Source organism: Novosphingobium sp. NBM11 (genome assembly GCF_015390225.1).
Lineage (GTDB): Bacteria > Pseudomonadota > Alphaproteobacteria > Sphingomonadales > Sphingomonadaceae > Novosphingobium.
The window spans coordinates 432,702-457,266 of record NZ_VUOG01000003.1; the positions used below are offsets into that span (position 1 = coordinate 432,702).

Below are 24,565 nucleotides of genomic sequence, written 5' to 3' on the forward strand. Positions count from 1 at the left end.
CTTTCGTAAAGTATGGGGATCGGGTCCGCCGAAATATCGGTCCGGAACCAGCGTGGGGGAAAATCGATGATACATGAAAGCCATGGCCGGCTTCGGAGCCTGGCCCTGCTCGCCAGCGGAGCGGCAGCGGTCTGCCTGGCGACGCCGGTTGCGGCCCAGGCGGCCAGCGAAGCCAACGAGGATGTCGATCCGCAGGGCGGGATCATCGTCACGGCGCGCAAGACGGGTGAGCGCCTGCAGGATGTGCCGGTCACCGTGAACGCGGTTACTGCCGACCAGTTGCGGGACCGGGGTGCCGCCGATGTCAAGGACGTGCTGCGGAGCATTCCGGGGTTTTCCTATTCTGGCACCGAGCGCGGGCTTTCCAACTACAACATTCGCGGCATCAGTACCGTCGCGTCATCGCCCACGGTGGGCATTTACCTGGACGACATCTCGCTCGTTACCATTGCCACGTCGTTCAGCGGCGCGTTCGACCCCGTGTTTTTCGACATGGAACGGCTGGAAGTGCTGAAAGGGCCGCAGGGAACGCTCTATGGTGGCAATTCCATGGGCGGCGCGATCAAATATGTCAGCGCACGGCCGAAGATCAACGAAACCGAAGTGAGTATCGCGGCCGGCGTGGCAGTGACCGAGCACGGCGGGCCTTCGTACAACGGCGAAGTGGTGGCCAACGTCCCTCTGGTGGCGGATACGCTGGCGCTGCGCGGCGGCTTCTTCTATCGCCGCGATGGCGGCTATATCGACAACCAGCCCGGAAACCTGCGCAATTCGCATTATTCCAGCACCGCCTCGCCGGTTTACACGCCGCTGGTGCAGGACACGCTCAGCACGCGCAGCACCTCCAACCAGAACTACGGAGACACCTTTGCTGCCCGCCTCTCGCTGGAGTGGCAACCCGATCCGAGCTGGTCGATCCGGCCGCAGGTATTCTATCAGGACTATACGCTGGCTAACGCCGGGCAGTTGTTCATAGATCAGCCCGAACTGACATCCTCCTATCGCATCAAGCAGCCGACCTACGACAAGGCGGGCATCTACAGCCTGAACATCGACAAGGATCTGGGGCGCGCCAAGGTCACGTCGCTGACGGCCTATTTCGATCGCAAACTGAGCTTCGTCCGCGATTACAGTTATTTCATCGGCAATCTCGTGCCACCGCTGTTCCCGCTGACGGCGCGCAACGTCTCGGACAGCCGCACCAAGACCTTCAGCCAGGAACTGCGCATCGCCTCTGACAACGGGCCGGGTACGCGCTTCAAGTGGCTGCTGGGGCTCTACTATTCCAATCAGGACGATCGTCTTGTCCAGGCCGTCAACCAGCCGGGAGCCGCCGCCTTCGTGGGCGCCGATCTCGTCTATTATGGCGACACCTTCACCAACACCAAGCAGTACGCCGCGTTCGGCGAAGTCACCTACACCGTGCTGGACGGCCTTGACCTCACCGCCGGTGTTCGCGGCTTCAAGATCGACCAGCGCGTCGATATTCTGGGCGATGGGCCGTTCAATGGCGGACTGACCGTGGTGAGCGGGCGCAAGAGCAGCGAAAGCGGCGTCAATCCGAAGTTCGGCATTTCCTACAAGGTCGCCCGTGAGAACCTGCTCTATGCTTCGGCCGCGAAAGGCTTCCGCCCCGGCGGCCCCAACCGGTTCCAGATCAATCCCGTCCTGTGCGCGGCCGATCTGAATGCGCTGGGCCTGACGCGCGCGCCCGACAGCTTTTCGTCCGACAATCTGTGGACCTACGAGGTCGGCACCAAGAACACGTTCGGGAACGTCGTTACGTTCAACGCCGCCGCATTCTATTCCGACTGGAAGAAGATCCAGCAGCAGCTCAACCTGACGAGTTGCGGCTTCGCCTTTACCGGCAACGCGGGAACGGCTGAAGTGAAGGGCGCGGAAATCGAAGGTCAGGTCCGTCTTTCGCCCAGCTTCCAGATCGGCGGCAATGCCACCTATACCGATGCCACTATCAAGAACGCCGCACCCGGAACGACGGCGCGGGATGGTGACATGGTGCAGGCCGTGCCGAAATGGATGGCGAGCGCCTACGCCGCTTTCGCGCACGATCTGTCCAACGGGTGGCGCCTGAACATGCGCGGCGAATACCAGTACCAGAGTCGCGCGCGCCGTTCGTTCGATCGGGTGCTCTCGATCGTCTATGCCAACGCCGTGGCCGGCACCACACCCAACGCGGCCGAGTTCCGGCAAGGCTTCGATGTTGTCAATCTGTCGGCCTCGCTCGGAAAGGGCGGGACGGAGGTGCGGCTCTATGCCAACAACCTGCTGGACGCGCGACCGCTGATCGATCTCGACCTGACGGCCGGGTCCGACCGCGCGACGACGATCCGGCCCCGTACGGTTGGCGTCGAACTGCGGCAGCGCTTCTGAAGCCGCATCATCGCAGGGAACAGGGTGTGACTGAAATGCACGGGACAGCAAGGAACACGTGGTTCGGCAGGGGATGGCTGGGCATGTCCGCCGGGATCATTGCGGGGCTGGCGGGCTGGCACGCCCTGGCCGGCACACAGGCGCCTGATCCGCAGTGGGCGCTCGAAACCGCTTATCACTATCCCGAAGGGCAGATCGATGCCGCCAGCGTGGGCAAGCTGGGGGTCGCCTGGGAGTTCGACGGCTTCGTGGTGCGCGGGCGGACCAATCGCGGCGTGGAAGCCACGCCGGTAGTAGTCGATGGCGTGATGTATGCCACCGGGCCGTGGAGCGTGGTCTATGCGCTCGATGCGCGGACCGGTCGCCTCCTGTGGCAGTACGATCCCGACGTCGACGGATCGTTTGCCCGGCGCACCTGTTGCGACGCGGTCAATCGCGGCGTCGCCGTGGTCGATGGCACGGTCTATGTCGCCACGCTCGACGGCTATCTCGTGGCGCTCGACGCGAAGACCGGAAAGCCGCTGTGGAAGGCCGATACGATCACCGACCGGTCGCGCAGCTATGCCATCACCGGCGCGCCCCGCGTGGCGGGCAATGTCGTGGTGATCGGCAATGGCGGCGGCGAGATGGGCGTGCGCGGCTATGCCAGCGCCTATGACCGCCGCACCGGCAAGCTGGCATGGCGCTTCTTCGTGGTGCCGGGCGATCCGCAGGCCGGGCCGGACGAAAGCCCGGACGTGACCGAGGCGCGCAAGACCTGGGACCCGCATTCGGCCTGGGACCTGGGTGGCGGCGGAACGCCGTGGGATTCGATCGTCTACGATCCGGACACCAACACCGTCTACCTCGGCACGGGCAACGGATCGCCCCACCCGCTGTGGTTGCGCAGCCCGGCGGGTGGTGACAACCTCTATCTGTCCTCGATCGTCGCGCTCGATGCGGATACCGGTCGCAAGAAGTGGCACTATCAGACCACGCCCGGCGATAGCTGGGACTACACCGCCACGCAGAACATGATCCTGGCCGATCTCGATATCGGCGGGAAGCGGCGCAAGGTCATCATGCAGGCGCCCAAGAACGGGTTCTTCTACGTGCTGGACCGCCTGACCGGCGAGCTGCTGTCGGCCGAGAAATACACCACGGTCACCTGGGCCGATCGCGTCGATCTCAAGACCGGACGGCCGGTCATCTCCGATCAGTCGAACTTTTCGGAAAAGGCCAAGCTGGTCTGGCCTTCAGAAGCCGGCGGACACAATTGGCCGCCGATGTCCTACAGCCCCGAAACGGGACTTGTTTATATTCCGGTCCTCGAAGCGCCGATGATCTTCTCGATGGCCCCCACGCCCTATCGCCCCTACAGCAACGTGCAGGGATCGGTCGGCGCTTTCCCGACCGTGGCGTCCTGGGGCGGAACGCAGGATGCCAGTGTGCTGGCGGGCCAGCCCGCGCCGCGCTTCGAACAGGTGCTGAAAGCCTGGGACCCGGTGAAGCAGAAGGTGGCCTGGACCTCTCGCGTCATGCCGTTCTGGAGCGGCGGGACAATGACCACCAGCAACGGCCTGGTCATGCAGGGGTCGGCCGATGGTTATCTCAACATCTATGACGGGCGCAGTGGCACGCTGCTGCACCGGATCAATATCGGCACCGGTATTCTGGCTTCGCCGATGAGCTACACGATCGATGGCACTCAGTATGTTGCGGTCGCGGCCGGGTTCGGTGGCGCGATGAATCGGTCATTTTTGCCGGGATGGGCGGCGATGGACCGGGTCAACGCGCCGCGCCTCCTGGTCTTCCGGATCGGAGGTGACCAGCCCAGGCTGCCGCCGCGCGTTGTGGCAACGCCGCTTGTGCCCGCTCCCGCAAGGTTCCGGGGTAGCGAGGAGCAGGTCAGGCGTGGGCAGCAGCTTTTCGCGCACAATTGCCTGCGCTGCCACGCTTCGGCAGACAGCCCTGGCGGCTACCCGGATCTCTGGAAGATGGCGCCCGAAACGCACGAGGTGTTCGAGCAGATCGTGCTGGGCGGCGCCTATTCTTACGCGGGCATGGCCTCGTTCGCCGATGTGCTGAGCAAGGACGATGCAATGGCGATCCATGCCTATTTGGCCGCGCCGGTGAAGAAGGACGAAGCCGGCGCCAAGACCATGCACTGATCGGGGCATTGAGCGGGGAATAAAGGATGCGGATTTTCTTTGTTGCTCTGGCGGCCATGGCCGGATGCTTGTTCTGCACGGGCATACCGGCGGCGGCGCAGACGGTGCGGCCCATGCTGGCGCTGCAGGATGCGATCCGCATGGCGGCTTCGGCTGCCAGCAAGGCCAGCGCCATGCAGCGCGCGGTGTCCATCGTGGTGGTCAACCGCGAAGGGCGCGTGATCCTGGCTCAGCGGATGGACGGGGCTTCGTTCGTGAGCCTCAAGGTCGCGGAAGGAAAGGCGATTACTGCGGCAGCGGTCGGTGTGCCGACGCGGATGCTGGAACAGCAGGTCGATGGTGGGAAGCCCGCTTCCTTGTCGGTTCCCGACGTGGTGATGGTCACCGGCGGTCTGCCGATCGCATCGGCCTCCGCGGTTATCGGCGGGATCGGCGTGAGTGGCGGCGCGCCCGATGAAGACGAGACCATCGCGCAGGCGGGGCTGAGCGGAGGTTCGAAAGCGGATTGAGCATGGCCGGCGCCTTCGCAGGGAAGGTTACCGCAGCGGGTTGATCCGGCCGAGCGCACCGTTCGCCCAGCCAAGGATATCCTCGCCGCCGTTGTCGAACAGGTCGTAGACCTCGCCCACGAGCAGATCGTGGGTTCCATAGGGCACGCGCTCGCGAATGTCGCAGAAGATGTTCGCGGGCGCCCCTTCGATGAACCAGACCGGCCCGTGCTGGTGCCAGTCATCCTGCGCGAAGCGTTCCTCGCGCGCGGCCGCACCGGCGAACGGCGCCATGTGAGCGTCATGCGCGTCATGCAGCAGGTTGATGCAGAAACGCCCCGCGCGGATCATCGCGTCGTGGCTCGATCCCGACCGGTTGACGCAGATGGCCATGGCGCAGGGATCGAGGCACACCGGCATGATCGCTGACATGGCGAGGCCGACGGGTGCGTTCGTTGCGGGATCGAAGCTGGTGACGATGCCCACCGGCGCGGGCATGTGCCGCAGCACGCGCTTGAGCCGGCTGTCTATGGTCGTGGTCATGTTGATTGCCATCGATTGCCTGCCTGATCCCGGGATGCGAAACTGCGCCGGATTTATCGCATCGCGCCACGCGGGTTATATGCGATCTGCGCAGGAATCGTCCGTCTTCATGTGCAGGACCCAGCCGGGTCATGCCCCGAACAGGCTGGCGACAGCGGCGGGCGAGGAGGGGAAATAGAAATGCATGTAGGTGGCGTGCAGCGATCCCTGCCGGAACAGGGCTTCGCCGGTCCGGCCGCCGGGGTTTTTGGCCCGGGTAACGGGGGATAACGGGGTATCCATCCTGGAATAGTGGAACGTGTGGCCGCGCAGGCTGCCCGCGGGCAAGGCCATGTCCTGCAATCCCAGCGCGGCAAGGCTCGCCTGCATTGTCGCCCGGCCCGGCATCAGGCCCAGCATCGGGGCGTGCGCGCCTTTGCCGTCGTCCAGTGCCTCCAGGCAATAGAGCATGCCCCCGCATTCGGCGAGCACCGCCTTTCCCGCCGCATGGTGCGCGCGGATGGCATCGCGCATGGCGTGGTTGCCGGCCAGCCGGTCGAGGTGAAGTTCCGGGTATCCGCCGGGCAGCCACAGCGCGTCGAATGGGGGCAGCGTGGCATCGGCGAGGGGCGAGAAGAACGCCAGCGTGGCGCCCATCGCGCGCAGGCAATCGAGGTTGGCGGGATAGAGGAAACCGAACGCCGCGTCCTGCGCGACGGCAATCCGCAGTCCGGCGAGATCGCGTCCCGCGGAGGTGTGGGCTTCGTGTCCGGCGAAATCCACCGGCGCCGGCAGCCAGCAGGCGTCGCCCGGCAGCGCGGCGGCCGCCCGGTCGATGCGCCCGTCGAGATCGGCGATCTCGTCCGCCTGCACCAGCCCGAGATGGCGCTCGGGAAAGGCGATCCCGGCATCGCGGGGCAGGGCGCCCAGCCACTGCACGCCGCCGCGCAGGCTTTGGCCGAGCATGGCGGCGTGACGCTCTCCCGCAACGCGGTTGGCCAGCGCCGCGATCACCCGCACGTCGTCGCGGTAGGAGGCAAGCCCATGGACCAGCGCGCCGAAGCTCTGCGCCGTGGCGCTGCCGTCCACCACCGCCAGCACCGGCAGGCCGAAGCGGGCGGCCAGATCGGCGGCGGACGGATCGCCGTCGAACAGGCCCATCACCCCTTCGACGAGGATGAGATCGGCCTCGCGCGCGGCATCGGCTAGCAGGCGGCGGCATCCGGCCTCGCCCACCATGAACAGGTCGAGCTGATAGACCGGCGCGCCGCTCGCCCGTTCGAGGATCATCGGATCGAGGAAGTCCGGGCCGCACTTGAATACGCGAACCTTGCGCCCGGCCTGGCGGTGACGGCGGGCCAGCGCCGCCGTCACCAGCGTCTTGCCTTGCCCGGATGCCGGCGCGCTGACCAGCAGGGCCGGGCACCGCGCCGCCTTCACCGGTCGATCCCTTCCTGCGCGCGCACGCCGTCGCGGAAGGCGTGCTTCACGTCGCGGATCGCGCTGACGGTGTCGGCGGCGGCGATCAGCGCCTCGTCGGCGGCGCGGCCGGTGATGACGACGTGCTGCATCGCCGGTCGCGCTTCCAGCGCGGGAATGATCTCGTCGAGCGCGAGATAGCGATAGGTGACGAGGTAGGTCAGCTCGTCCAGCACCACGAGGCTGATCGCCGGATCGGCCAGCGCGGCCCTGGCCTTTTCCCAGCCGGCGCGCGCGGCGGCGATATCGCGCTGGCGGTCCTGCGTTTCCCAGGTGAAGCCTTCGCCGCACTTTTCCCAGATCACGTCGGGATGGCGCGAGAAGAAGGCGCGCTCGCCCACGTTCTCGGCCCCCTTGATGAACTGGAACACGGCCGCCTTGCGACCGTATCCCAGCGTGCGCGCGACCATGCCGAAGGCGCTGGAGGACTTTCCCTTGCCGTTGCCCGTCAGCACCAGCAGCAGGCCCTTGTCGCGCGTGGCGGCGGCGATTTTGGCGTCGACCACCGCCTTGTGCCGGCGGGTGCGCTCGCGGTGCGCGTTGTCTTCGGACCCGCTCACCGGCGCTCGCTTTCGCGCAGCTCGGGCCGGATCAGGAACAGCAGCGAGAACGCGGCGGCGGCCAGGCCGCTCCAACCGAGCGTCGCCCACAGCGTCGACGGGAAATAGCGCCCGATGCGGGGCAGGAAGCCCGCGAGTGTCGGATCGGCGAAGCGGCCGCCGAGGAAGTAGAAACCGCCGCTCGAAAGCAGTTCGGACGCGAACGTGGCGCAGATCAGCAGCACGGCCATGATCGGCAGGGCGGCCAGGCTTTCGCCCAGCCGGGCCTGCGCGTACCGTCCGGCCAGCCACATCACGCCATAGGCGGGCACCAGCATCCCGTAGGCGGGCGTAAAGCAGAAGGCCGACTGGCCGAACCAGCCGATCACCACCACGTCGATGGCATAGCCCAGCAGGAACAGCGCGCCGAACGCGGCCGCGCGGCGGACGAAGAAGCCGAGCACGAAGAAGCTGGCCAGGCTGGTATCGGGCAGGTGGATGACCTGGCTCAGCGAATGGCTGCGCGTGATGAGCATGACGAGGGCGAGAAGCCCGAAGACGGACAGTTCGAACCGGGTATTACGGACCATGAGGGGTCTCCTGAACGGGTTGGATTTCGCGTTGTGGCCGCGCACGCGACCATCGGCTGCGGCGCGGGGGCCTTTGCGATGCGCGGGCGGGCGCGGAACCGAAAGCTCGGGGCCGGGGCGCACGCCTGCTGCGGTTGTCGTGGATGTCAGACGCAGTTCATCACAGGCCCCCTTCGGCAACAAACGCACTTATGTCGTCCGCCAAGGGAGAAGCCCTCGTCCGCCCGGTGCATCCCGCCCGCGCGAAGGAACGACGATAGCGGGCCGGTTTCCTGACTTCCCGGATCATCGCGCCTGTCGCCGCCTTCTCAGGGCCGGAACCCCAATGGCATGATGGCGATGCGCTCACCGGTCACAGTTGCGGGAGCAGTGCCGGATTCGGCGGATTTCCGCCGGCCGGACTTCCCGATTAAGCCCTTTCGGGCACCCGTTACGCCGCCGGTGATAAGCGAACCGGTGCGCTGCCGCAAGCATTCGCGCTTGCGGCAGCGCCGGCGCGAAGCTATCCGCCGCTCTGCGACAGGTTCCCCGGAAGGGGATCAAAAGGGAACGGGGTGCGAAACCCCGGCTGCCCCTGCAACTGTAAGCGGCGAGCCGACCGGCCATCACGCCATTGGGACTTCACCGTCCTGAGAAGGCGGCCGGACCGGCATTGACCCGTGAGCCAGGAGACCTGCCTGACGCGGTCGTTCTTCGTTCGGGCAGGGTGCACCGGACGTTCGAGGTTCCCGCGCCAAAGGCGGGACGATCCCTCGCGCAACGACAGCCACTGCCTGCCGGGAAGACCGTGCGGGAAGCGTCGTCTCGTGCCCTCCGGCCACCTCGCCGGGGCGTCGCGCGGCGGGCGTTTTCCTTGCGGTCCGAGCGGCAGGTCATCGCCGTTCGTATCCAGGGAACCGCACCATGCGCCTGACCCGTTGTTCCGTTGTTTCTGCCCTTTCCCTTTCGCTGGGCCTTCCCGTGGCCGCCCATGCTGCCCCTTACCCCGAAGATCCGGCCCCTGACGCCGTTCCCGACACCTCCATCGTCGTCACCGCGCTGCGCACGCCGGTCGCGCAGGATCGCGTCTCCTCCACCGTCACCGTGCTGGACGAGGCGGCCATCCGCCAGGCGCAGCCGCTGGCCGTGACCGATCTTCTGGTCCGCACGCCGGGCATCAGCCTGTCGCGCAACGGCGGTTACGGCGCCGCCACGTCGCTGCGCATCCGTGGCGCGGACGCTGGCCAGTCGGTGATGGTGATCGACGGGATGCGCCTGTCCGATCCTTCCGCCACGTCCGGCGGCTATGCTTTCGCCAACCTGCTGGTCGATGACATCGAACGCATCGAGATCCTGCGCGGTCCGCAATCGATCCTGTGGGGCAGCGACGCGATCGGCGGCGTCATCAACGTGACCACGCGCCGGGCGGAAAAGCCGCTGGAAGGCGGCCTGGCGGTCGAGGCGGGCACGCACGATACGGTGAACGCGCAAGCCGGCGTCGGCGGCACGGGCACGCTGGTCGACTGGCGGCTGTCCGCCTCGACCTTCTCCACCGACGGCATTTCGGCGCGCAGCAACGGCACCGAGCCCGACGGATACCGCCGCACCTCCGCCAGTGGCACAGCCACGGTCAAGCTGACGCCGAACCTGTCGCTGGACCTGCGCGGTTACTGGGCCGACGCGCGCAACGATTTCGACAGCACGGCGGGCGATTCGCTCATCTATGGCCGGACGAAGGAATGGTCGGGCTATGCGGGGCTCAATCTGGCGCTGCTCAATGGCCGTTTCACCAACCGGCTGGCGGCGATGCAGACCGAGACGGACCGCGAGAACTACGACCCCGCCCGCGCGATCCGTCCGCTGAACTTCGATGCCCACGGCCGCGTCCGCCGCTTCGAGTACCAGGGATCGCTGCGCCTTTCCGACGCGGTGCAGGCGGTGTTCGGCGCCGAGCGCGAGGAACAGCGGATGACCACGGCCTCGCCGGGCAACAACACCGCGCCCTACACACTGGTGCCCCAGACCGCTTCGACTGACAGCCTCTATGGCGAGCTGCGCGCGACGCCGCTTGCCGGGCTGACGCTCAACGGCGGCGTGCGCTACGATCACCAGTCGCGCTTCGGTGGCAACACGGTGTTCAGCGCCGGCGGGGTCTATACACCCAACGCGGGCAGGACGGTGCTGCGCGCCAGCTATGACGACGGGTTCAAGGCTCCGTCGCTCTACCAGCTGTTCAGCCTCTACGGCAACGCGGACCTCCGGCCCGAAAGGGCGAGGGGCTGGTCGGCCGGCTTCGAGCAGACGCTGGGCAGCGTGCTGCACGGTTCCGCGGCATGGTTCGAGCGCGACACCGACAACCTGATCGACTTCGCCTATTGCCCCACCAGCGGCGCGCTGCCCGCGTCCTGCTACGTGCCCAGCACCACCACGACGCGCTTCGGCTATTACGCCAATGTCCGCAAGGCGCACGCGCGGGGCATCGAACTGAGCGGGGATGCGCGGATCGGCGTGCTGTTCGCGCAAGCCAACTACAGCTGGATCTCCGCGCAGGACCGGTCGCCCGGCGGCGCCGACTTCGGCCGCCAGCTTGCCCGCGTGCCGCGCCATCTCGCCGATATCGAAGGCGGGATCGAGCTGCCGCAAGGGGTGAAGGCCAGCGTGGCCGCGCGCTACGCCGGCGCAACGTTCGACCGCGCGGGCAGCCGCGCGACCCTGCCCGACTACTGGCTGGTCGACCTGCGCGTGCAGTGGCGCGTGGCTGGTGGGCTGACGGTCCATGGCCGCATCGAAAACCTGGCCGACCGGCACTACGAGACCGCCAGCGGTTACGGCAGCCTGGGCCGGACGGTCTACATCGGCCTGCGGAGCCGGTTCTGATGCTGCGCGCGGTTGCAGCGGGGCCGGCAGTGGTGGTCTGCTCCACCTGCCGCCTGTCCGCCGACCGGCGCGAGGACGAAGGCGGGCGGCGCGGTGGCGCGCTGCTCGCCGAGGCCTTGCGGCAGGTTCAGGCACAGGAACCGGCCCTTGCCGGCGTGGCGGTGCAGGAAATGGCCTGCCTGTTCGCCTGCCAGCGCCATTGCACGGTCCATATCCGCGCGCCCGGCCGGATTGGCTACGTGCTGGGCGGCTTCACGCCCGACGAGGCGGCGGCCCGCGCGATCCTGAGCTATGCCGCGCGCCACGCCGAAAGCAGGGAAGGCGTGGTGCCCTATGCCGAATGGCCGGAAGGCGTGAAGGGGCACTTCATCACGCGCACGCCGCCTGAAGGCCATGTCTGCCCATGATTGTCTGCCCATGATCCGCTTCCAAGATGCGGCAGCGTTCGGCGCCGCGCTCGACGCCTTGCCGCGGCCCGACGATGCCGCGCTGGCCGCGGCGCGCGCGCGGCAGGCGGTGCTGACCAAGCCGGCGGGATCGCTGGGGCGGCTGGAGGAGATCGCGCTGTTCATGGCGGGTTGGCAGGGGCGCGAACGGCCGGTGCTCGATCGGGTGCGGGCGACCGTGTTCGCCGGCAACCACGGCGTGGCCGCGCGCGGCGTCAGCGCCTTTCCCGTGGACGTGACCGCGCAGATGGTCGCGAATTTCCAGGCCGGCGGCGCGGCGATCAACGCGCTGGCGCGGGCGTGCGGCGCGGCGCTGTCCGTGGTCGCGCTCGATCTTGACAGCCCGACCGGCGACATCGCCAGCGCGGCGGCGATGAGCGAGGCGGAATGCCTCGCCGCGCTCAATGCCGGGGCGCAAAGCGTGGCGGCGGATACCGATCTTCTTTTCGTGGGCGAAATGGGGATCGCCAACACCACGCCCGCCGCCGCGCTGTGCGCGCAGGCTTTCGGTGGCGATGCGGTGGACTGGTGCGGGCGCGGCAGCGGCGTCGACGCCGCCGGCATCGCGCGCAAGGTCGCGGCCGTCGAAAGCGCGCTGGCGTTGCATGGTGCGCAGAGCGTTACCCCGTTCGAGGCGTTGCGACGGCTTGGTGGGCGCGAAATCGCGGCCATGGCCGGCGCGATACTGGCCGCCCGGCGGCTGCGCGTGCCGGTGCTGCTTGACGGGTTCATCTGTTGCGCGGCGATTGCTCCGCTGGTCGCCACACAGCCCGCATTTACCGATCATTGCCTTGCCGCGCATTGCTCGGCCGAACAGGCGCATACGCGGCTGCTCGGGCACTTCGGGCTGGAGCCGCTGCTGCGCCTCGATCTGCGGCTGGGCGAGGGATCGGGCGCGGCGGTCGCGGTGCCACTGGTGCGCGCCGCCCTTGCCGCCCACAACGGCATGGCGACCTTTGCCGAAGCGGCGGTGGCGCAGGCCCTATGAAAGCCGTGACGCTTCACCTGCTGCGGCACGGTCCGCCGCTGCGGCCCGGCCTGCTGCTGGGGCACACCGACGTTGCGGCGCACGATCCCGGCTGCGCAAGGCTGCTCGCGCCGGCGATGGCGCTGGACGTCGCGGGGATCGTCACGTCCGATCTCCGGCGCGCGCGGGCCTCGGCGGAAGCGCTCGCGCAGGCCCGCGCCTTGCCGCTGGCTGTCGATCCGCGCTGGCGCGAACTCGATTTCGGAGCCTGGGACGGCCGTGCCCCGGACGCCGTGCCGCAGGCCGATCTCGCCCGGTTCTGGGATGATCCCGATGCCTGCCCCCCGCCGGGCGGCGAGCGCTGGTCGGCCCTGTGCCACCGGGTAGGGCAGGCGATCCGCGAACGCGATCGCGCGACGCTGGTCGTCACCCACGCCGGCGCGATGCGCGCGGCGGTCTCGGTCCTGACCGGGCTGGACCATCGCGCCGTCTGGGCGCTGGACCTGCCCTATGGCGCCTTGCTCTCGTTCAAGGTCTGGCCGGGGGAGAAGCCGGCTGGCCAGATCACGGACCTCCGGTCGGGGAACGCGCCGTGAGACCTTGCCTGCTCGCCCTGCAATTCCTGACGCGCCTGCCGCTGCCGGTGATTCCGGCGGACGAGGCGGACTTCGGCCGGGCGATCCGCTGGTTTCCCGCCGCCGGGCTGGTCGTCGGCAGCGCGGTGGCCGCTGCCGCGTGGCTGGGTCTGCACCGCGATCCCTGGCTTGCCGCGCTGCTGGCGCTGGCCGCGTGGATCGCGATCACCGGTGCGCTGCACCTCGATGGGCTGGGCGACATCGCGGACGCGGCCGGGGCGGCGCACCAAGATCGCGCGCGCGTCTCCGCCGTGCTGGCCGATCCGCATATCGGCAGCTTCGGTGTGGTCGCCATCGGGCTGCAAGTGGCGGCCAAGCTGGTGCTGTTGCACCTTGCCCTCACCGTGTCGGTGCCGCCCGCGCTGCTGCTGGTGCCGGTCTTGGCGCGGCTGGGGCCGATCGCCTGGGCGATCACCTTGCCGCCGTTGCACGCGGGGATGGGCACGCTGTTCCGGGCTGGCGCGACCGGCCGGGTTTTCGCGGTCTGGCTGGCGTGTCTGGCCTTCTGCGCTTGCCTGACCAACGCGGCGCTCCTGCTCGTGCTCGGTCTGGTGCCGCTATGGGCGTGGTGGCTGCGCGCCCGGATCGGCGGCCTTTCGGGCGACGGGCATGGCGCGGGGATCGAGCTGCTCGAAACGGCGGGGCTGCTGGTGCTGGCGGTGACCGGATGAGCGCGGCTTTCACCCACCACGGCGGGCGGATCGCGGACGCTTGCGCGCGCTTCGGCGGCGCGCCGGAGGACTGGCTGGACCTTTCGACCGGGATCAATCCCGTGCCGTGGCAGCCGCCCCCGGCACTGGCGATCGACTGGCGCGGCCTGCCCGATACGCAGGCGCTCGCCCGGCTGGAGGCGCGGGCCGCCGGGCATTTCGGTGTGGCGCCCGATCTTTGCATGGCCGTGCCGGGCAGCGAGACGGCGCTGCGCCTGCTGGCCCGCGTGCTGGCCCTGCCGGGCATTTCGGTGTGGCGCCCGATCTTTGCATGGCCGTGCCGGGCAGCGAGACGGCGCTGCGCCTGCTGGCCCGCGTGCTGGCCCTGCCGGGCCGCTACCCGTTGCTTTCCTATGGCACCTATCGCGATGCCTTTGCGCCCGGAGCGGCTTTGGCTTCGGGCGAAGACCCACCGCCTCGTGCAACCGCCATCGTCCTCGGCAACCCCAACAACCCCGATGGCACGGTGCTCGCGCACGCCCGCGCGCTGGCCTTGCTGGCGCATCAGGAAACGCATGGCGGTTGGCTGATCGCGGACGAAGCCTTCGCCGATTGCGCGCCGGACGTCAGCCTGGCCGCGCTGGTCGCCCCGCAGCGTCGGCTGATCGTGCTGCGCTCGTTCGGCAAGTTCTTCGGGCTTGCCGGGTTGCGGCTGGGCTTCGTGATCGCGCCGGAGGGGGTCCTGGCGGCGCTGCGCCATCTGCTGGGCGATTGGCCGGTCCATGCCGCCGCGCTGGCGCTCGGCGCGGCGGCCTATACCGACCGGGCGTGGATCACGCAGACCCGGCTAGCGCTGCCGGCGCGGGCCGCCGCGCTCGATCGCGTGCTGCGCCGCCACGGCCTTTCGCCGGAGGGCGCCTGCCCGCTGTTCCGGCTGGTGCGCACGCCGGAGGCCGGGCGGCTGTTCGCCATGCTCGCCCGCCGCCGCATCCTGACCCGGCCTTTCGCGGATCACTCCGATCTCTTGCGCCTTGGTCTGCCGGCCGACGACGCGGAACGCGCGCGGCTGGATGCGGCGCTGGCGCAGGGACGGGCCGATGGCTGAGCCTGTCGCGCTGGTCGCGCTGGCGCTCGACGCCGGGCTGGGCTGGCCGGCCCGGCTGCACGCGGTGACCGGGCACCCTGTCGGCGCGTTCGCGCGCCTGATCGCAACCTGTGAACGCCGCTGGAACCGGCCCGGCTTAGGTGACTTTTCCCGGCGCGTTCTGGGCGTGCTCACAGTCGCGCTGCTGATCGCCGCTGCGGCGCTCGGGGCGCTGGCGGTGGAGCACGCGATCCGCCGGGCAGCGGGGCCACTGGCCTGGCCTCTGCTCGCGCTGGCCGCCTGGCCCGCGCTGGCGCAGCGCAGCCTTGACGACCATGTGCGCCCGGTGATCGCGGCGCTGGCGCGCGATGACCTGCCCGCCGCGCGCAAGGCCGTGGGCAGGATCGTGGGGCGCGATACCGCCGCGCTCGATCATGCCGGAATCGTCCGCGCCGCGATCGAGAGCCTGGCGGAAAGCTTCTGCGATGGCGTGGTCGCGCCGCTGTTCTGGCTGCTCGTGCTGGGGCTGCCGGGTGCGTGGGCCTACAAGGCGGTCAATACGGCGGACAGCCTGATCGGCCATCCCGAGCCGCCGCTGCGCGCGTTCGGCTGGGCGGCGGCGCGCAGCGACGATCTGCTGAATCTGGCACCGGCGCGCCTTTCCGCGCTGCTGCTCTGTCTGGCGGGCGGAGGCGGCTGGCGCATCGTGTGGCGCGATCATGCTCGCCATGCCTCTCCCAACGCCGGCTGGCCCGAGGCGGCCATGGCGGGGGTGCTCCGCGTCCGGCTGGCCGGCCCGGTCCGTTACGACGGGGCGGTGCTGGACAAACCGTGGATCGGTGCGGGAGGAGAGGCCGGCCTTGCCGCGCTGATCGCGGCGCGGCGTGTCTATGTCAGGGCCTGCGGGCTGGGATGGCTGATAGCGGGAGGAATGGCATGGCTGGCCTGATGGTGCAGGGGACCGGTTCCGATGTGGGCAAATCGGTGCTGGTCGCGGGGCTGTGCCGCGCGCTGGCCAACCGGGGCATCCGCGTCCTGCCGTTCAAGCCGCAGAACATGTCGAACAATGCGGCGGTCACGGTCGATGGCGGCGAGATTGGCCGGGCGCAGGCGTTGCAGGCGCTGGCCGCGCGCGCCGCGCCGCATACCGACATGAATCCCGTGCTGCTGAAGCCGCAGGCGGATCGCACGTCGCAGCTCGTGGTCCATGGCCGGGTGCGTGGCACGCTGGGATCGGCCGATTTCCGCGAAGGGCGGCGCAGCCTGCTGCCCGAAGTGCTCGAAAGCTGGCAACGCCTCCGCGCGCGCTGCGATCTGGTGGTGGTCGAAGGCGCCGGCTCGCCGGCCGAGATCAACCTGCGCGATGGCGATATCGCCAACATGGGTTTCGCGCGTGCGGCGAATGTGCCGGTGGTGCTGGTGGGCGATATCGACCGTGGCGGGGTGATCGCTTCGCTGGCGGGGACGCGCGCGGTGCTCGATCCGGCCGACGCGGCGATGATCCGGGGCTTCATCGTCAACAAATTCCGGGGCGATCCGGCGCTGTTCGCCGATGGTTACGACGCGATCGCCCGGCTGACGGGCTGGCGCGGCTTCGGGCTGGTGCCCTGGATCGCGGCCACCGCGCGCCTGCCCAGCGAGGATGCGGTGGTGCTCGACCGCGCGGCCTCGGTCACGCCGGGGCGCAAGCTGGTCGCCTGCCCGATCCTGCCGCGCATCGCGAATTTCGACGATCTCGATCCCTTGCGGCAGGAGCCGGAGGTGGACGTGGCGATGGTTCCGCCCGGCACGCCGATCCCCGCCCATGCCGCGCTGATCGTGCTGCCGGGATCGAAAGCGACGATCGCCGACATGGCGTTTCTGCGCGCGCAGGGTTGGGACATCGACATCCTCGCCCATCACCGGCGCGGCGGCGCGGTGCTGGGGATTTGCGGCGGATACCAGATGCTCGGCCGCCGGATCGCCGATCCGCTCGGGATCGAAGGTGATCCGTGCGACATCGCCGGGCTGGGCCTGCTCGACGTGGAGACCGTGCTCACCCCGGGAAAGGCGCTGCGGCGCGTGCGGGGCGTGGCGCTGGACGCGGCGTTCGAGGGGTATGAGATGCACATGGGCGAAACCACCGGGCCGGGCGCGGACCGTGCCTTCGCCTGCCTGGACGGCGCGCGCGCCGATGGAGCGATCAGCGCCGACGGGCGTGTGTTCGGCACCTATTGCCACGGCCTGTTCGCCGCACCTGGCCTGCGCGCGGCCATGCTGGCGCGGATCGGCGCGCGCTCGAACGGCGCGGACCATGACCGTGCGGTCGATGCCGCGCTTGACGAACTGGCGGGCGAACTGGAGCGGCACCTCGATATCGAAGGACTGCAGGCGCTGGCGCGGCGGGGCCTCGCATGACCAGCCTGCTCGTGCTGGGCGGCGCGCGTTCGGGCAAGAGCCGCTATGCGCAGCAGCGGGTGGAAGCCTGCGCGGGCCGGCTCGCCTATATCGCCACGGCGCAGGCGCTCGATGCCGAGATGGCCGACCGGATCGCCCGGCACCGCGCGGACCGCAATGCGCGCTGGCACACCATAGAGGCGCCGCTTGCCCTTGCCGCCGCCATTGCGCGGGCCGGCGAGAGCCACGCCGCGATCCTGGTCGATTGCCTGACGCTGTGGCTGTCCAACCTCCTGCTGGCCGACCGCGATCCGCAGGGCGAAGGCGCGACGCTGGCCGAAGCCATCGCTGCCTGTCCGGTGCCGGTGGCGTTGGTCGCCAACGAGGTGGGGCTGGGGATCGTGCCCGACAATGCGCTGGCCCGCCGTTTCCGTGATGAGGCCGGGAGGCTCAACCAGCGGCTCGCGGCGATGGCGGACGAGGTCGTGTTCGTCGCGGCCGGCCTGCCCATGGTTTTGAAGGGCGCAGGCTCGGTCGTATCCGGGGTATGAACCCTGCGCCTTGGCCTTCCGCCTTCACCCTGCCCGGCGCACCTGCTCGATCAGCGCGGCGGCTTCGTTGAGAAGATCGCGGCTGGCGCCGACGGCCCGTTCCGCATCGCCGGCGGCAATCGCGTTGGCGATGGCCCGGTGGGCGTCGCTGTCCGCAGTCGCCACGCCCTTTTGCCGGTTGGTCAGCCGGATGCTGAAGCGCAGCGCTGTCTCGACCAGATCTCGGCACTGGATCATGAAGCGGTTGCCGCTGGCGAGCAGGATGGCGACATGGAAATCGATGTCGGCCTGGAGAGCGTCCTCCTGGCTCATCCCGCCCTTGGTCATGCGCTCTGCCGCTTCCCCGATGCGCGCGGTCGCTGCCGGATCGTTGCGACGGATCGCCAACGACGCGGCCTGCGGCTCGATGGCGCTGCGGAAGGCGGTGAACTCCGCCAGCAGATCGAGCGAAAGGCCCCGGTTGAGCAGCCAGCGCAGCACATCGGGATCGAGGAAATTCCAGTCGCGCTCCGGCGCGACGCTGGTGCCGAGCCGGGGCCGGGACGCGATCAACCCCTTGGCCGTCAGCATCTTGATGGCTTCGCGGGTAACGCTGCGGCTGGCTTTGAACTGTTCCGAGATGTCCGCTTCAATGGGCAGAGGGCGATCCGCGTATTCGCCGGCAACGATCGCCCGCCCAAGCGTTTCGACAATGCGGGCGGTAACCTTGCCGCCGTTTTCGAAGGGGGTCATGGGCTGCTCCCGTCCCGATTGCGGATCGGGATCGCCGCTGTATTAATATGATAAATGGTGATAGAGCCGCCGCGCGGCGGGATCAAGCCGTTGCGTCGATCGGGAACAGGAGAAAACCCCAGCCATGGCAGTCGTAACGCTTGCCGATGCCTTGCCGCTGTTTGCGGTATTGCGCGGCCTTGAGCCGGAAAGAGCGCAGGCCGTCGGGGAAGCGCTGGTCGAGGCCGGCTTCGGCATCCTTGAGGTGACGATGAATTCGCCGGACCCGTTCGCCAGCATCGCCAGCCTTGTCCGTTCGCTCGGCGATCGCGCGCTGATCGGCGCGGGCACCGTGACGCGCACCGAGGAGGTGGACGAACTGGAAAGCCTGGGCGCGCGTCTGGTGGTATCGCCGCATTGCGATCCGGCGCTGGTCGGCCATGCCGCGGGCAAGGGCATGACCGTGCTGCCGGGCGTGTTCACGCCCACCGAAATGATGGCGGCCCTGAAAGCGGGGGCCACGGGCATCAAGATATTCCCGGCGGAAGCCATGCCGCCGGCCGGTGTCCGCGCCGTCCGGGCGGTGTTGCCGCCGCACGTGCCGATCTTCGTGGTCGGCGGGATCACCGCGGCCAACATGGCCGATTATCTCCGGGCGGGCGCCACCGGCTTCGGCATGGGAGGATCACTGTTCCGGCCCGGCAAGCCGCTGGACGCCATCGCCAGCGATGCGCGGGCCATCGTTTCCGCGTTCCACGCGGCGAAGGCGCGGCGCTAACGGATCCCGACCCTAGCGGCGGACATCCCCGCCACCGGCAAGGATGCTCTCGATGTCTGCTTCGCTGGCGCGCAGGAAGTCCCCGGATACGGCGTGCGCCCACTGCGAGCAGCCCGTCGCGAACGTGACGGCGCGATCGGGCGCCATGCCGCGCGCCAGACCGTGTACGATGCCGGCGGCAAAGGCATCGCCCGTGCCGATCCGGTCGACGATGGCCGCCAGCGCAACGGGCGCGGTGCGGGCCACGCCCGCCCGGCTGGCGAGCAGGCCGGTCAGGCGCTGGTTGTCGCTGGAGGACACTTCGCGGTGCGTCGCCGCGACGTGGGTCAGGGCGGGGGCGAGCGCGAACATGGCCTGCGCCGCGTTCTGGAAGGCCGTGGCGGGATCGGGATCGGCGAAAGTACGATCCAGCATCAGGCCGATCACGCGCGGGTCGGCAAGCAGGACGTCGGCGGCCAGCGACAGTTCGCGCAGGATGCGTTTCGCCTGATCTTCCCGACCCTGCCACAGGCTTGGCCGGAAATTGCAGTCGAACACGATGCGCACGCCCCGTTCGCGCGCCGTGGCCATAGCCGACCGCAACGCCGCCAGCGGGCCTTCGCCCAGCGCCGCGGTGATGCCGCCCACGAACAGCCAGTCCGCGCCGTTCAGGAGAGCGGGCCAGTCGAACAGATCGGGGGAGAGGTCGGCGAATGCCGAATGCGCGCGGTCGTAGAGAATTTCCGCAGGCCGGGCCATGGCGCCGGGCGAAAGGAAATAGAGCCCCATCCGGCCGGACGTGAACGGGGTGCCGGCCAGGTTCACGCCGAATGCCCGAATAGCGTCCCGCGCTGCCCGGCCCAGGCGGTTGTCGGGCAGCAGGGTGACGAGGTCCGCATCGTGCCCGAACCCAGCCAACGCTACCGCGACGTTGGCTTCCGCGCCGCAGAACGTGGCGTCGAGCGTGCCTTCCTGCCCCAGCAGCGCCGGCGGCCGGGCGGCCAGGCGCAGCAGCATTTCGCCAAAACAGATGATCCTGGACACCCGGCACCTCTCCATCGCGCTCGTCGATTAATTATATGACAAATAACGATGGAACAAGCGGCGCGTGTAACGCGGTTCAGGACGCCCGTTCCAGCGCCATCGCCAGCGGCAGGGTGCGCAGCCGCTTGCCACTGGCGGCGAACACGGCATTGGCCAGCGCCGGCGCCACCACGGCGCAGGGCGGTTCGCCCATGCCGCCGGGGTCGGCGCCGCTGTCGACGATATGCGTGGCGATGGCGGGGGCCTCGTTCAGGCGCAGGATGCGGTAGTCGTGGTAATTGGACTGTTCGACGCGCCCGCCCTTGATCGTCACTTCGCCATGGAGTGCGGCGGAAAGGCCGAAGATGACGCCGCTTTCCACTTGCGCGGCCACGCCCAGCGGGTTGATCGCCAGCCCGCAATCGACCGCCACGGTCGCCCGGGGCACGGTGATCGCGCCGTCGGCAACGCGCGCCTCCAACACCAGCGCGATGATCGTGCCCCACAGCTGCAGCACGGCGATCCCGCGTCCCTGGCCGGCAGGGAGCGGCGTGCCCCAGCCTGCCTCGCGTCCGGCCCGCTCGAGCACGGCGCGGATGCGCGGGTCGGTGACGAGCGAGAGGCGGTAGGCCAGTGGGTCTTGCCCTGCGGCATGTGCCAGTTCGTCGATGAAGCTTTCCACCACGAAGGCCGAGCGCAGCCCGCCCACGCCGCGCCACCAGCTTGTAGGCACCGCGCTTTCCGCCTGCTGGAACGTCACGCGGTGGGCGTCGAGCGCGTAGGGGATGGCGACCGCGCCCTCGATCGCATCGGCATCCACGCCGTTGAAGCCCTGGCCCAGCAGCCGCGCCATGATCGAGGAGCCGGCGATCCGGTGCTCCCAGCCGATCGGCCTGCCGCCGGCATCCAGCGCGGCCGTGATCTGGTCGGCATAGGCGGGGCGATACATGTCGTGCTTCATGTCCTCCTCGCGCGACCACATCAGCTTGACCGGGTAGGGCACCTGGCGCGCCAGTTCGACCGCGCGCACCACCATGTCGGTCTCCAGCCGCCGGCCGAAGCCGCCGCCCATCTGGCAGTTGTGGAACGTGACCTTGTCCGCCGGCAGGCCCAGCGCCTTGGCGGCATCGTCGCGCGCCTGCGCGGGCACTTGCGATCCCGCCCAGATCGTGCAGCCTTCGGGCGTGACGTGCGCGGTGCAGCTGCCCGGCTCCATCGGCGCATGGGCCAGGAAGGGCTGGCGATAGGTAGCGCTGAACGGACGCGCCGCCTTTGCCTTGGCGGCGGCGAGATCGCCGGTGGACTTGGCCTCGAACCCCGGCTTCGCCAGTGCCTCGTCCAGCCCGGCGAGGATATGCGCATGGTCGGCCGGCGCCTTGGGCGCGGTCCATTGCGGGTTGGCGGCGATATAGCCCTGCATCGCCGCCCAGTAGTTCTCGGCCACCACGAACAGCACGTCGGCGCCCTTGACGAGTTGCACCACGCCCGGCGTGGCGCGCGCGGCCTTTTCGTCGAACGCGGCGAGCGTGCCGCCGAACATCGGACATTGCGCCAGCATCGCCACTTTCATGCCGGGCAGGCGCACGTCGATGCCATAGACGGTTTCGCCAGTGACCTTGGCCAGGCTGTCGAGCCGCCGGGTGGGCTTGCCGATGACCCGCAGCGCGCTGCCCGGGCGGAGCGGCGCATCCTTGGGCAGCGGCGCGGCGCTGGCGGCGGCCAGCAGATCGCCAACGGGCAGGCGGCGGCCGCCCTTGGTCTCGATCACCATGCCGCCGGCCAGGTCGCAGCGTTCGGGCGCGATGCCCCATTGCCGCGCCGCCGCGCCGACCAGCGCGGCGCGGGCGTTGGCGGCGGCCTGCCGCAGCGGCTTGTAGAGTTCCCGGACCGAGCTGGAGCCGCCGGTGCCCTGGTCGATCGGCGCGAATCGCGCGCTGTCGCCTTCGGGGATGGTCACGACCACTTGCGCGGGCGCCAGCCCCAGTTCCTCCGCCACCAGCATGGCGAGCGTGGTGAACACGCCTTGTCCCATCTCGGTCTTGGGCAGGGCAAGCGCGGCGCCCTCCGCCGTCACCGAGAGAAAGGCGTTGGCGGACAGCGCGGAGGCCTTCGCGCCGGAGGCCCGGCCCAGCGGCACCACCAGCGCAAGGCCAAGCGCGGCCGATCCGCGCAGCACGCCCCGGCGCGAAAGCCCCCCAGCCACGCCGCCGCTCATGCCTTGCCTCCCGCCGCCGCCAGTTTCACCGCTTTGCGGATGCGCGGGTAGGTGCCGCAGCGGCAGAGGTTGCCGCTCATCCCCGCCTCGATCGCATCGTCGTCGGGCGCGGGGTTGGCCTTGAGCAGCGCGGCGGCGGCGATCAGCTGGCCGGGCTGGCAATAGCCGCACTGGACCACGTCGGCTTCGACCCAGGCATCCTGCAGGCGCTTGCCCAGCGGGTCGTCGCGCAGGCCCTCGATCGTGGTGACCGGCTGGCCGATGAACGCGCGCGCCGGGGCTTGGCAACTGAAGAAGCGTTCGCCGCCCATCAGCACGCTGCACGCGCCGCACAGCCCCGCGCCGCAGCCGAACTTTGTGCCGGTCAGCCCGATCACGTCGCGCAGCACCCACAGCAGCGGCATGTCGATGGCGCTGGCGTCCACCGTCACTTGCTTGCCGTTGACCGTCAGCGAATAACTCATGCCCTTGTCCCCATCTGGCGCCTCTCTTGGCGTCCGGGCCGCACTATGCGGCGAGCCGTTGGCCAAGCAAAATCCTTATATGCGCAACCGGCACTGGCCGCCGCTTGACTTTGCCGGGCGGTCTGGCCGATTGGTCCCTTCATCGTTGAGATTTCGAGGGGAGTAGGGGAGCCAATGCGACGCGGCTGGTCCCTGACACTGCAAAAGCGGATCCGGCCGGCCGGGTCGACGCCGCTTTACATGCAGCTGGCCCACGCGCTGATTCACGAGATCGAACGGGGACGGCTCCAGCCGGGATCGCCGCTTCCCAGCAGCCGGGAACTGGCCAACGAACTGGGCTTCAACCGCAAGACGGTGGTGACCGCCTACGAGGAGCTTGTCGCGCAAGGCTGGCTGGAAACGGCGGACCGCAAGGGGACCACGGTCGCGACCAGCCTGCCGCGCGGACGACCGGAAACCCGCGAAAGCAGCCCTCCGATCGGGCGTCAGCCGATCTATCGCTTCGTGCCGCCGCCGTCGCGGCCGATTGCCGTTCCGCCCGGACGGCTCATCAAGCTCGATGAGGGCAGCCCCGACGGCAGCCTGTTTCCGCCCGAGGCGCTGGCGCGCGCCTTCCGCACCGCCGCGCTCTATGCCGCGCGGCGGCAGCAACTGGGCTATCGCGATCCCTGCGGCAGCGAGCGGCTGCGCTCGGGCCTGGCCGCGATGCTGCGCGAGGAGCGCGGCCTTGTCGTCAGCGAAGAGAACGTCTGCGTCACGCGCGGCAGCCAGATGGGCATTGCGCTGGCGGCGCGGCTGCTGGCCCGCCCCGGCGCGGTCGCGCTGGCCGAGGCGCTGACTTACGAACCGGCGGTCGCCGCTTTCCAGGCCGCCGGCGTGCCCGTGCTGCCGGTCGCGCTGGACGAAGAGGGGATCGATGTCGGTGCGGTGGAAAGGGCGTGCCGCAACGGGCAGGTCTGCGCGGTGTTCGTCACCCCGCATCACCAGTTTCCGTCCACGGTCTCGCTCGCCCCTGAACGGCGCCTGCGCCTGGTCGAGCTGGCCCGGCAGTTCGGCTTCGCGATCATCGAGGACGATTACGACCACGAATTCCGCTTCGGATCACAGCCGCTGCTGCCGATGGCTGCTTATGCGCCGGACGTGGTGATCTACGTCGGTTCGCTGTCCAAGCTGCTGCTGCCGGCGCTCCGGGTCGGCTATATCGTCGCGCCCGCGCCGGTGATCGCCGCCGCCGCCCACCAGGTTTCGATCAGTGACGGCATGGGCAACAGCCTGACCGAGGACGCTATCGCCCTGTTGCTGGAAGAGGGCGAGGTGCGCCGCCACGCGCGCAAGGCGACGCGCGTCTATGGCGCGCGGCGCGATGCGCTGGCGCAGGCGGTGCGCGATGCGCTGGGCGATTTCGTCAGCGCGCGGCTGCCGGCGGGTGGCTTGGCGATGTGGCTGGAATTCCTCGATCTCGATGCCCTGGCCCGGATCGAGGCCGGCGCGCCCGCCGCCGGCATCACCTTCGCCGCGTCCGCTTCCTATCGGCTGGCCCCCGATGCCCCGCACGGCCTGCGCCTGGGGTTCGCGAGCTACCCCAGCGAACGGACGGTGGAGGCCGTCCGCATACTGGGGCATCTGGGCCACAGTTGATCCGCCCGCGAAGCTGGTCCCCTTGCTTTTGCC

General features: G+C 69.3%; 22 protein-coding genes and 2 riboswitches. Of the genes, 14 read left to right on the forward strand and 8 right to left on the reverse strand.

Going from position 1 to position 24,565, the window contains the following annotated elements; genetic code table 11:
• The first annotated feature begins 66 nt into the window (after positions 1 to 66).
• The 3 genes from F1640_RS22275 (at position 67) to F1640_RS22285 (ending at position 5,050) form a co-directional block, all read left to right on the forward strand.
• Positions 67 to 2,391 carry a TonB-dependent receptor gene (locus F1640_RS22275; protein WP_190287153.1) on the forward strand — a complete coding sequence of 775 codons (2,325 nt, stop codon included), beginning with the start codon at positions 67 to 69 and terminating at the stop codon, positions 2,389 to 2,391.
• Positions 2,392 to 2,474: 83 nt separating this feature from the next.
• A complete protein-coding gene (locus tag F1640_RS22280; RefSeq protein ID WP_124808372.1) occupies positions 2,475 to 4,541 on the forward strand; it encodes a PQQ-dependent dehydrogenase, methanol/ethanol family in 2,067 nt (688 codons plus the stop codon).
• 26 nt (positions 4,542 to 4,567) lie between these two features.
• A complete protein-coding gene (locus tag F1640_RS22285; RefSeq protein WP_124808354.1) occupies positions 4,568 to 5,050 on the forward strand; it encodes a heme-binding protein in 483 nt (160 codons plus the stop codon).
• Between the two features lie 27 nt (positions 5,051 to 5,077).
• On the opposite strand, the gene F1640_RS22290 is transcribed toward F1640_RS22285, so the two are convergent.
• From F1640_RS22290 to F1640_RS22305, 4 genes are all read right to left on the reverse strand, one after another.
• The gene (locus tag F1640_RS22290) at positions 5,078 to 5,572 is read right to left on the reverse strand and encodes a flavin reductase family protein (RefSeq protein ID WP_223806491.1); all 495 of its coding nucleotides are present in this window, start codon (positions 5,570 to 5,572) and stop codon (positions 5,078 to 5,080) included.
• Between the two features lie 129 nt (positions 5,573 to 5,701).
• Positions 5,702 to 6,991: a cobyrinate a,c-diamide synthase gene (locus F1640_RS22295; protein WP_124808352.1), complete on the reverse strand. Its 1,290-nt coding sequence runs from the start codon at positions 6,989 to 6,991 to the stop codon at positions 5,702 to 5,704.
• Entirely contained in the window at positions 6,988 to 7,590 is a 603-nt protein-coding gene (cobO, locus tag F1640_RS22300; protein ID WP_124808351.1) for a cob(I)yrinic acid a,c-diamide adenosyltransferase, read from the reverse strand. The genes F1640_RS22295 and cobO overlap by 4 nt, the downstream gene beginning before the upstream one ends.
• Complete coding sequence (locus tag F1640_RS22305; RefSeq protein WP_124808350.1) at positions 7,587 to 8,159, reverse strand: hypothetical protein; 573 nt, start codon at positions 8,157 to 8,159, stop codon at positions 7,587 to 7,589. Before F1640_RS22305 ends, cobO begins: the two co-directional genes overlap by 4 nt.
• A gap of 244 nt (positions 8,160 to 8,403) precedes the next feature.
• A riboswitch (cobalamin riboswitch) is annotated at positions 8,404 to 8,605 on the reverse strand.
• A gap of 58 nt (positions 8,606 to 8,663) precedes the next feature.
• Positions 8,664 to 8,855, forward strand: a riboswitch (cobalamin riboswitch).
• Positions 8,856 to 9,062: 207 nt separating this feature from the next.
• On the opposite strand from F1640_RS22305, the gene F1640_RS22310 reads away from it, so the two are divergent.
• From F1640_RS22310 to cobU, 9 genes are all read left to right on the forward strand, one after another.
• Positions 9,063 to 11,015, forward strand: a complete 1,953-nt coding sequence (locus F1640_RS22310) for a TonB-dependent siderophore receptor (protein WP_124808349.1) — start codon at positions 9,063 to 9,065, stop codon at positions 11,013 to 11,015.
• The gene (locus F1640_RS22315; RefSeq protein ID WP_124808348.1) at positions 11,015 to 11,422 is read left to right on the forward strand and encodes a DUF1636 domain-containing protein; all 408 of its coding nucleotides are present in this window, start codon (positions 11,015 to 11,017) and stop codon (positions 11,420 to 11,422) included. Before F1640_RS22310 ends, F1640_RS22315 begins: the two co-directional genes overlap by 1 nt.
• A 10-nt stretch (positions 11,423 to 11,432) precedes the next feature.
• Complete coding sequence (cobT, locus tag F1640_RS22320; protein ID WP_124808347.1) at positions 11,433 to 12,449, forward strand: nicotinate-nucleotide--dimethylbenzimidazole phosphoribosyltransferase; 1,017 nt, start codon at positions 11,433 to 11,435, stop codon at positions 12,447 to 12,449.
• Positions 12,446 to 13,024, forward strand: coding sequence for a histidine phosphatase family protein (locus F1640_RS22325; protein WP_124808346.1), 579 nt, complete (start codon positions 12,446 to 12,448; stop codon positions 13,022 to 13,024). The genes cobT and F1640_RS22325 overlap by 4 nt, the downstream gene beginning before the upstream one ends.
• Positions 13,021 to 13,734 carry an adenosylcobinamide-GDP ribazoletransferase gene (locus tag F1640_RS22330; RefSeq protein ID WP_124808345.1) on the forward strand — a complete coding sequence of 238 codons (714 nt, stop codon included), beginning with the start codon at positions 13,021 to 13,023 and terminating at the stop codon, positions 13,732 to 13,734. The genes F1640_RS22325 and F1640_RS22330 overlap by 4 nt, the downstream gene beginning before the upstream one ends.
• A gap of 292 nt (positions 13,735 to 14,026) precedes the next feature.
• Positions 14,027 to 14,818, forward strand: coding sequence for an aminotransferase class I/II-fold pyridoxal phosphate-dependent enzyme (locus F1640_RS22335; RefSeq protein WP_309229350.1), 792 nt, complete (start codon positions 14,027 to 14,029; stop codon positions 14,816 to 14,818).
• Entirely contained in the window at positions 14,811 to 15,746 is a 936-nt protein-coding gene (gene cbiB, locus F1640_RS22340) for an adenosylcobinamide-phosphate synthase CbiB (protein WP_124808343.1), read from the forward strand. Before F1640_RS22335 ends, cbiB begins: the two co-directional genes overlap by 8 nt.
• Positions 15,734 to 17,194 (forward strand): cobyric acid synthase, encoded by a 1,461-nt coding sequence (locus F1640_RS22345; protein ID WP_124808342.1) that lies wholly within the window; start codon positions 15,734 to 15,736, stop codon positions 17,192 to 17,194. Before cbiB ends, F1640_RS22345 begins: the two co-directional genes overlap by 13 nt.
• The gene (gene cobU, locus F1640_RS22350) at positions 17,191 to 17,724 is read left to right on the forward strand and encodes a bifunctional adenosylcobinamide kinase/adenosylcobinamide-phosphate guanylyltransferase (protein WP_124808341.1); all 534 of its coding nucleotides are present in this window, start codon (positions 17,191 to 17,193) and stop codon (positions 17,722 to 17,724) included. Before F1640_RS22345 ends, cobU begins: the two co-directional genes overlap by 4 nt.
• Positions 17,725 to 17,748: 24 nt before the next feature.
• Here the strand turns inward: cobU and F1640_RS22355 are convergent, their stop codons facing one another.
• Positions 17,749 to 18,456 (reverse strand): FadR/GntR family transcriptional regulator, encoded by a 708-nt coding sequence (locus tag F1640_RS22355; protein WP_124808340.1) that lies wholly within the window; start codon positions 18,454 to 18,456, stop codon positions 17,749 to 17,751.
• 124 nt (positions 18,457 to 18,580) lie between these two features.
• Between F1640_RS22355 and F1640_RS22360 the strand changes: the two genes are divergently transcribed.
• Positions 18,581 to 19,213 (forward strand): 2-dehydro-3-deoxy-6-phosphogalactonate aldolase, encoded by a 633-nt coding sequence (locus tag F1640_RS22360; protein ID WP_124808339.1) that lies wholly within the window; start codon positions 18,581 to 18,583, stop codon positions 19,211 to 19,213.
• A 12-nt stretch (positions 19,214 to 19,225) separates the two neighbouring features.
• Here the strand turns inward: F1640_RS22360 and F1640_RS22365 are convergent, their stop codons facing one another.
• The 3 genes from F1640_RS22365 to F1640_RS22375 all read right to left on the reverse strand — a co-directional run bounded on the left by F1640_RS22365 (position 19,226) and on the right by F1640_RS22375 (position 22,894).
• Entirely contained in the window at positions 19,226 to 20,236 is a 1,011-nt protein-coding gene (locus F1640_RS22365) for a sugar kinase (protein WP_190287152.1), read from the reverse strand.
• A gap of 76 nt (positions 20,237 to 20,312) precedes the next feature.
• On the reverse strand, positions 20,313 to 22,430 hold the full coding sequence (locus F1640_RS22370; protein ID WP_124808337.1) for a xanthine dehydrogenase family protein molybdopterin-binding subunit: 2,118 nt from the start codon (positions 22,428 to 22,430) through the stop codon (positions 20,313 to 20,315).
• On the reverse strand, positions 22,427 to 22,894 hold the full coding sequence (locus F1640_RS22375; protein ID WP_124808336.1) for a (2Fe-2S)-binding protein: 468 nt from the start codon (positions 22,892 to 22,894) through the stop codon (positions 22,427 to 22,429). Before F1640_RS22375 ends, F1640_RS22370 begins: the two co-directional genes overlap by 4 nt.
• Before the next feature lie 240 nt (positions 22,895 to 23,134).
• Between F1640_RS22375 and F1640_RS22380 the strand changes: the two genes are divergently transcribed.
• Entirely contained in the window at positions 23,135 to 24,532 is a 1,398-nt protein-coding gene (locus F1640_RS22380) for a PLP-dependent aminotransferase family protein (RefSeq protein WP_255420443.1), read from the forward strand.
• Positions 24,533 to 24,565 lie beyond the last annotated feature (33 nt).

Coding starts and splice junctions, on each gene's coding strand:
- cobT (WP_124808347.1), top strand. CDS start 11,433: ATGATCCGCTTCCAAGATGCGGCAGCGTTCGGCGCCGCGCTCGACGCC.
- F1640_RS22315 (WP_124808348.1), top strand. CDS start 11,015: ATGCTGCGCGCGGTTGCAGCGGGGCCGGCAGTGGTGGTCTGCTCCACC.
- F1640_RS22375 (WP_124808336.1), bottom strand. CDS start 22,894: ATGAGTTATTCGCTGACGGTCAACGGCAAGCAAGTGACGGTGGACGCC.
- F1640_RS22310 (WP_124808349.1), top strand. CDS start 9,063: ATGCGCCTGACCCGTTGTTCCGTTGTTTCTGCCCTTTCCCTTTCGCTG.
- F1640_RS22345 (WP_124808342.1), top strand. CDS start 15,734: ATGGCTGGCCTGATGGTGCAGGGGACCGGTTCCGATGTGGGCAAATCG.
- cobU (WP_124808341.1), top strand. CDS start 17,191: ATGACCAGCCTGCTCGTGCTGGGCGGCGCGCGTTCGGGCAAGAGCCGC.
- F1640_RS22280 (WP_124808372.1), top strand. CDS start 2,475: ATGTCCGCCGGGATCATTGCGGGGCTGGCGGGCTGGCACGCCCTGGCC.
- F1640_RS22370 (WP_124808337.1), bottom strand. CDS start 22,430: ATGAGCGGCGGCGTGGCTGGGGGGCTTTCGCGCCGGGGCGTGCTGCGC.
- F1640_RS22380 (WP_255420443.1), top strand. CDS start 23,135: ATGCAGCTGGCCCACGCGCTGATTCACGAGATCGAACGGGGACGGCTC.
- F1640_RS22360 (WP_124808339.1), top strand. CDS start 18,581: ATGGCAGTCGTAACGCTTGCCGATGCCTTGCCGCTGTTTGCGGTATTG.
- F1640_RS22305 (WP_124808350.1), bottom strand. CDS start 8,159: ATGGTCCGTAATACCCGGTTCGAACTGTCCGTCTTCGGGCTTCTCGCC.
- F1640_RS22325 (WP_124808346.1), top strand. CDS start 12,446: ATGAAAGCCGTGACGCTTCACCTGCTGCGGCACGGTCCGCCGCTGCGG.
- F1640_RS22275 (WP_190287153.1), top strand. CDS start 67: ATGATACATGAAAGCCATGGCCGGCTTCGGAGCCTGGCCCTGCTCGCC.
- F1640_RS22290 (WP_223806491.1), bottom strand. CDS start 5,572: ATGACCACGACCATAGACAGCCGGCTCAAGCGCGTGCTGCGGCACATG.
- F1640_RS22285 (WP_124808354.1), top strand. CDS start 4,568: ATGCGGATTTTCTTTGTTGCTCTGGCGGCCATGGCCGGATGCTTGTTC.
- cbiB (WP_124808343.1), top strand. CDS start 14,811: ATGGCTGAGCCTGTCGCGCTGGTCGCGCTGGCGCTCGACGCCGGGCTG.
- F1640_RS22355 (WP_124808340.1), bottom strand. CDS start 18,456: ATGACCCCCTTCGAAAACGGCGGCAAGGTTACCGCCCGCATTGTCGAA.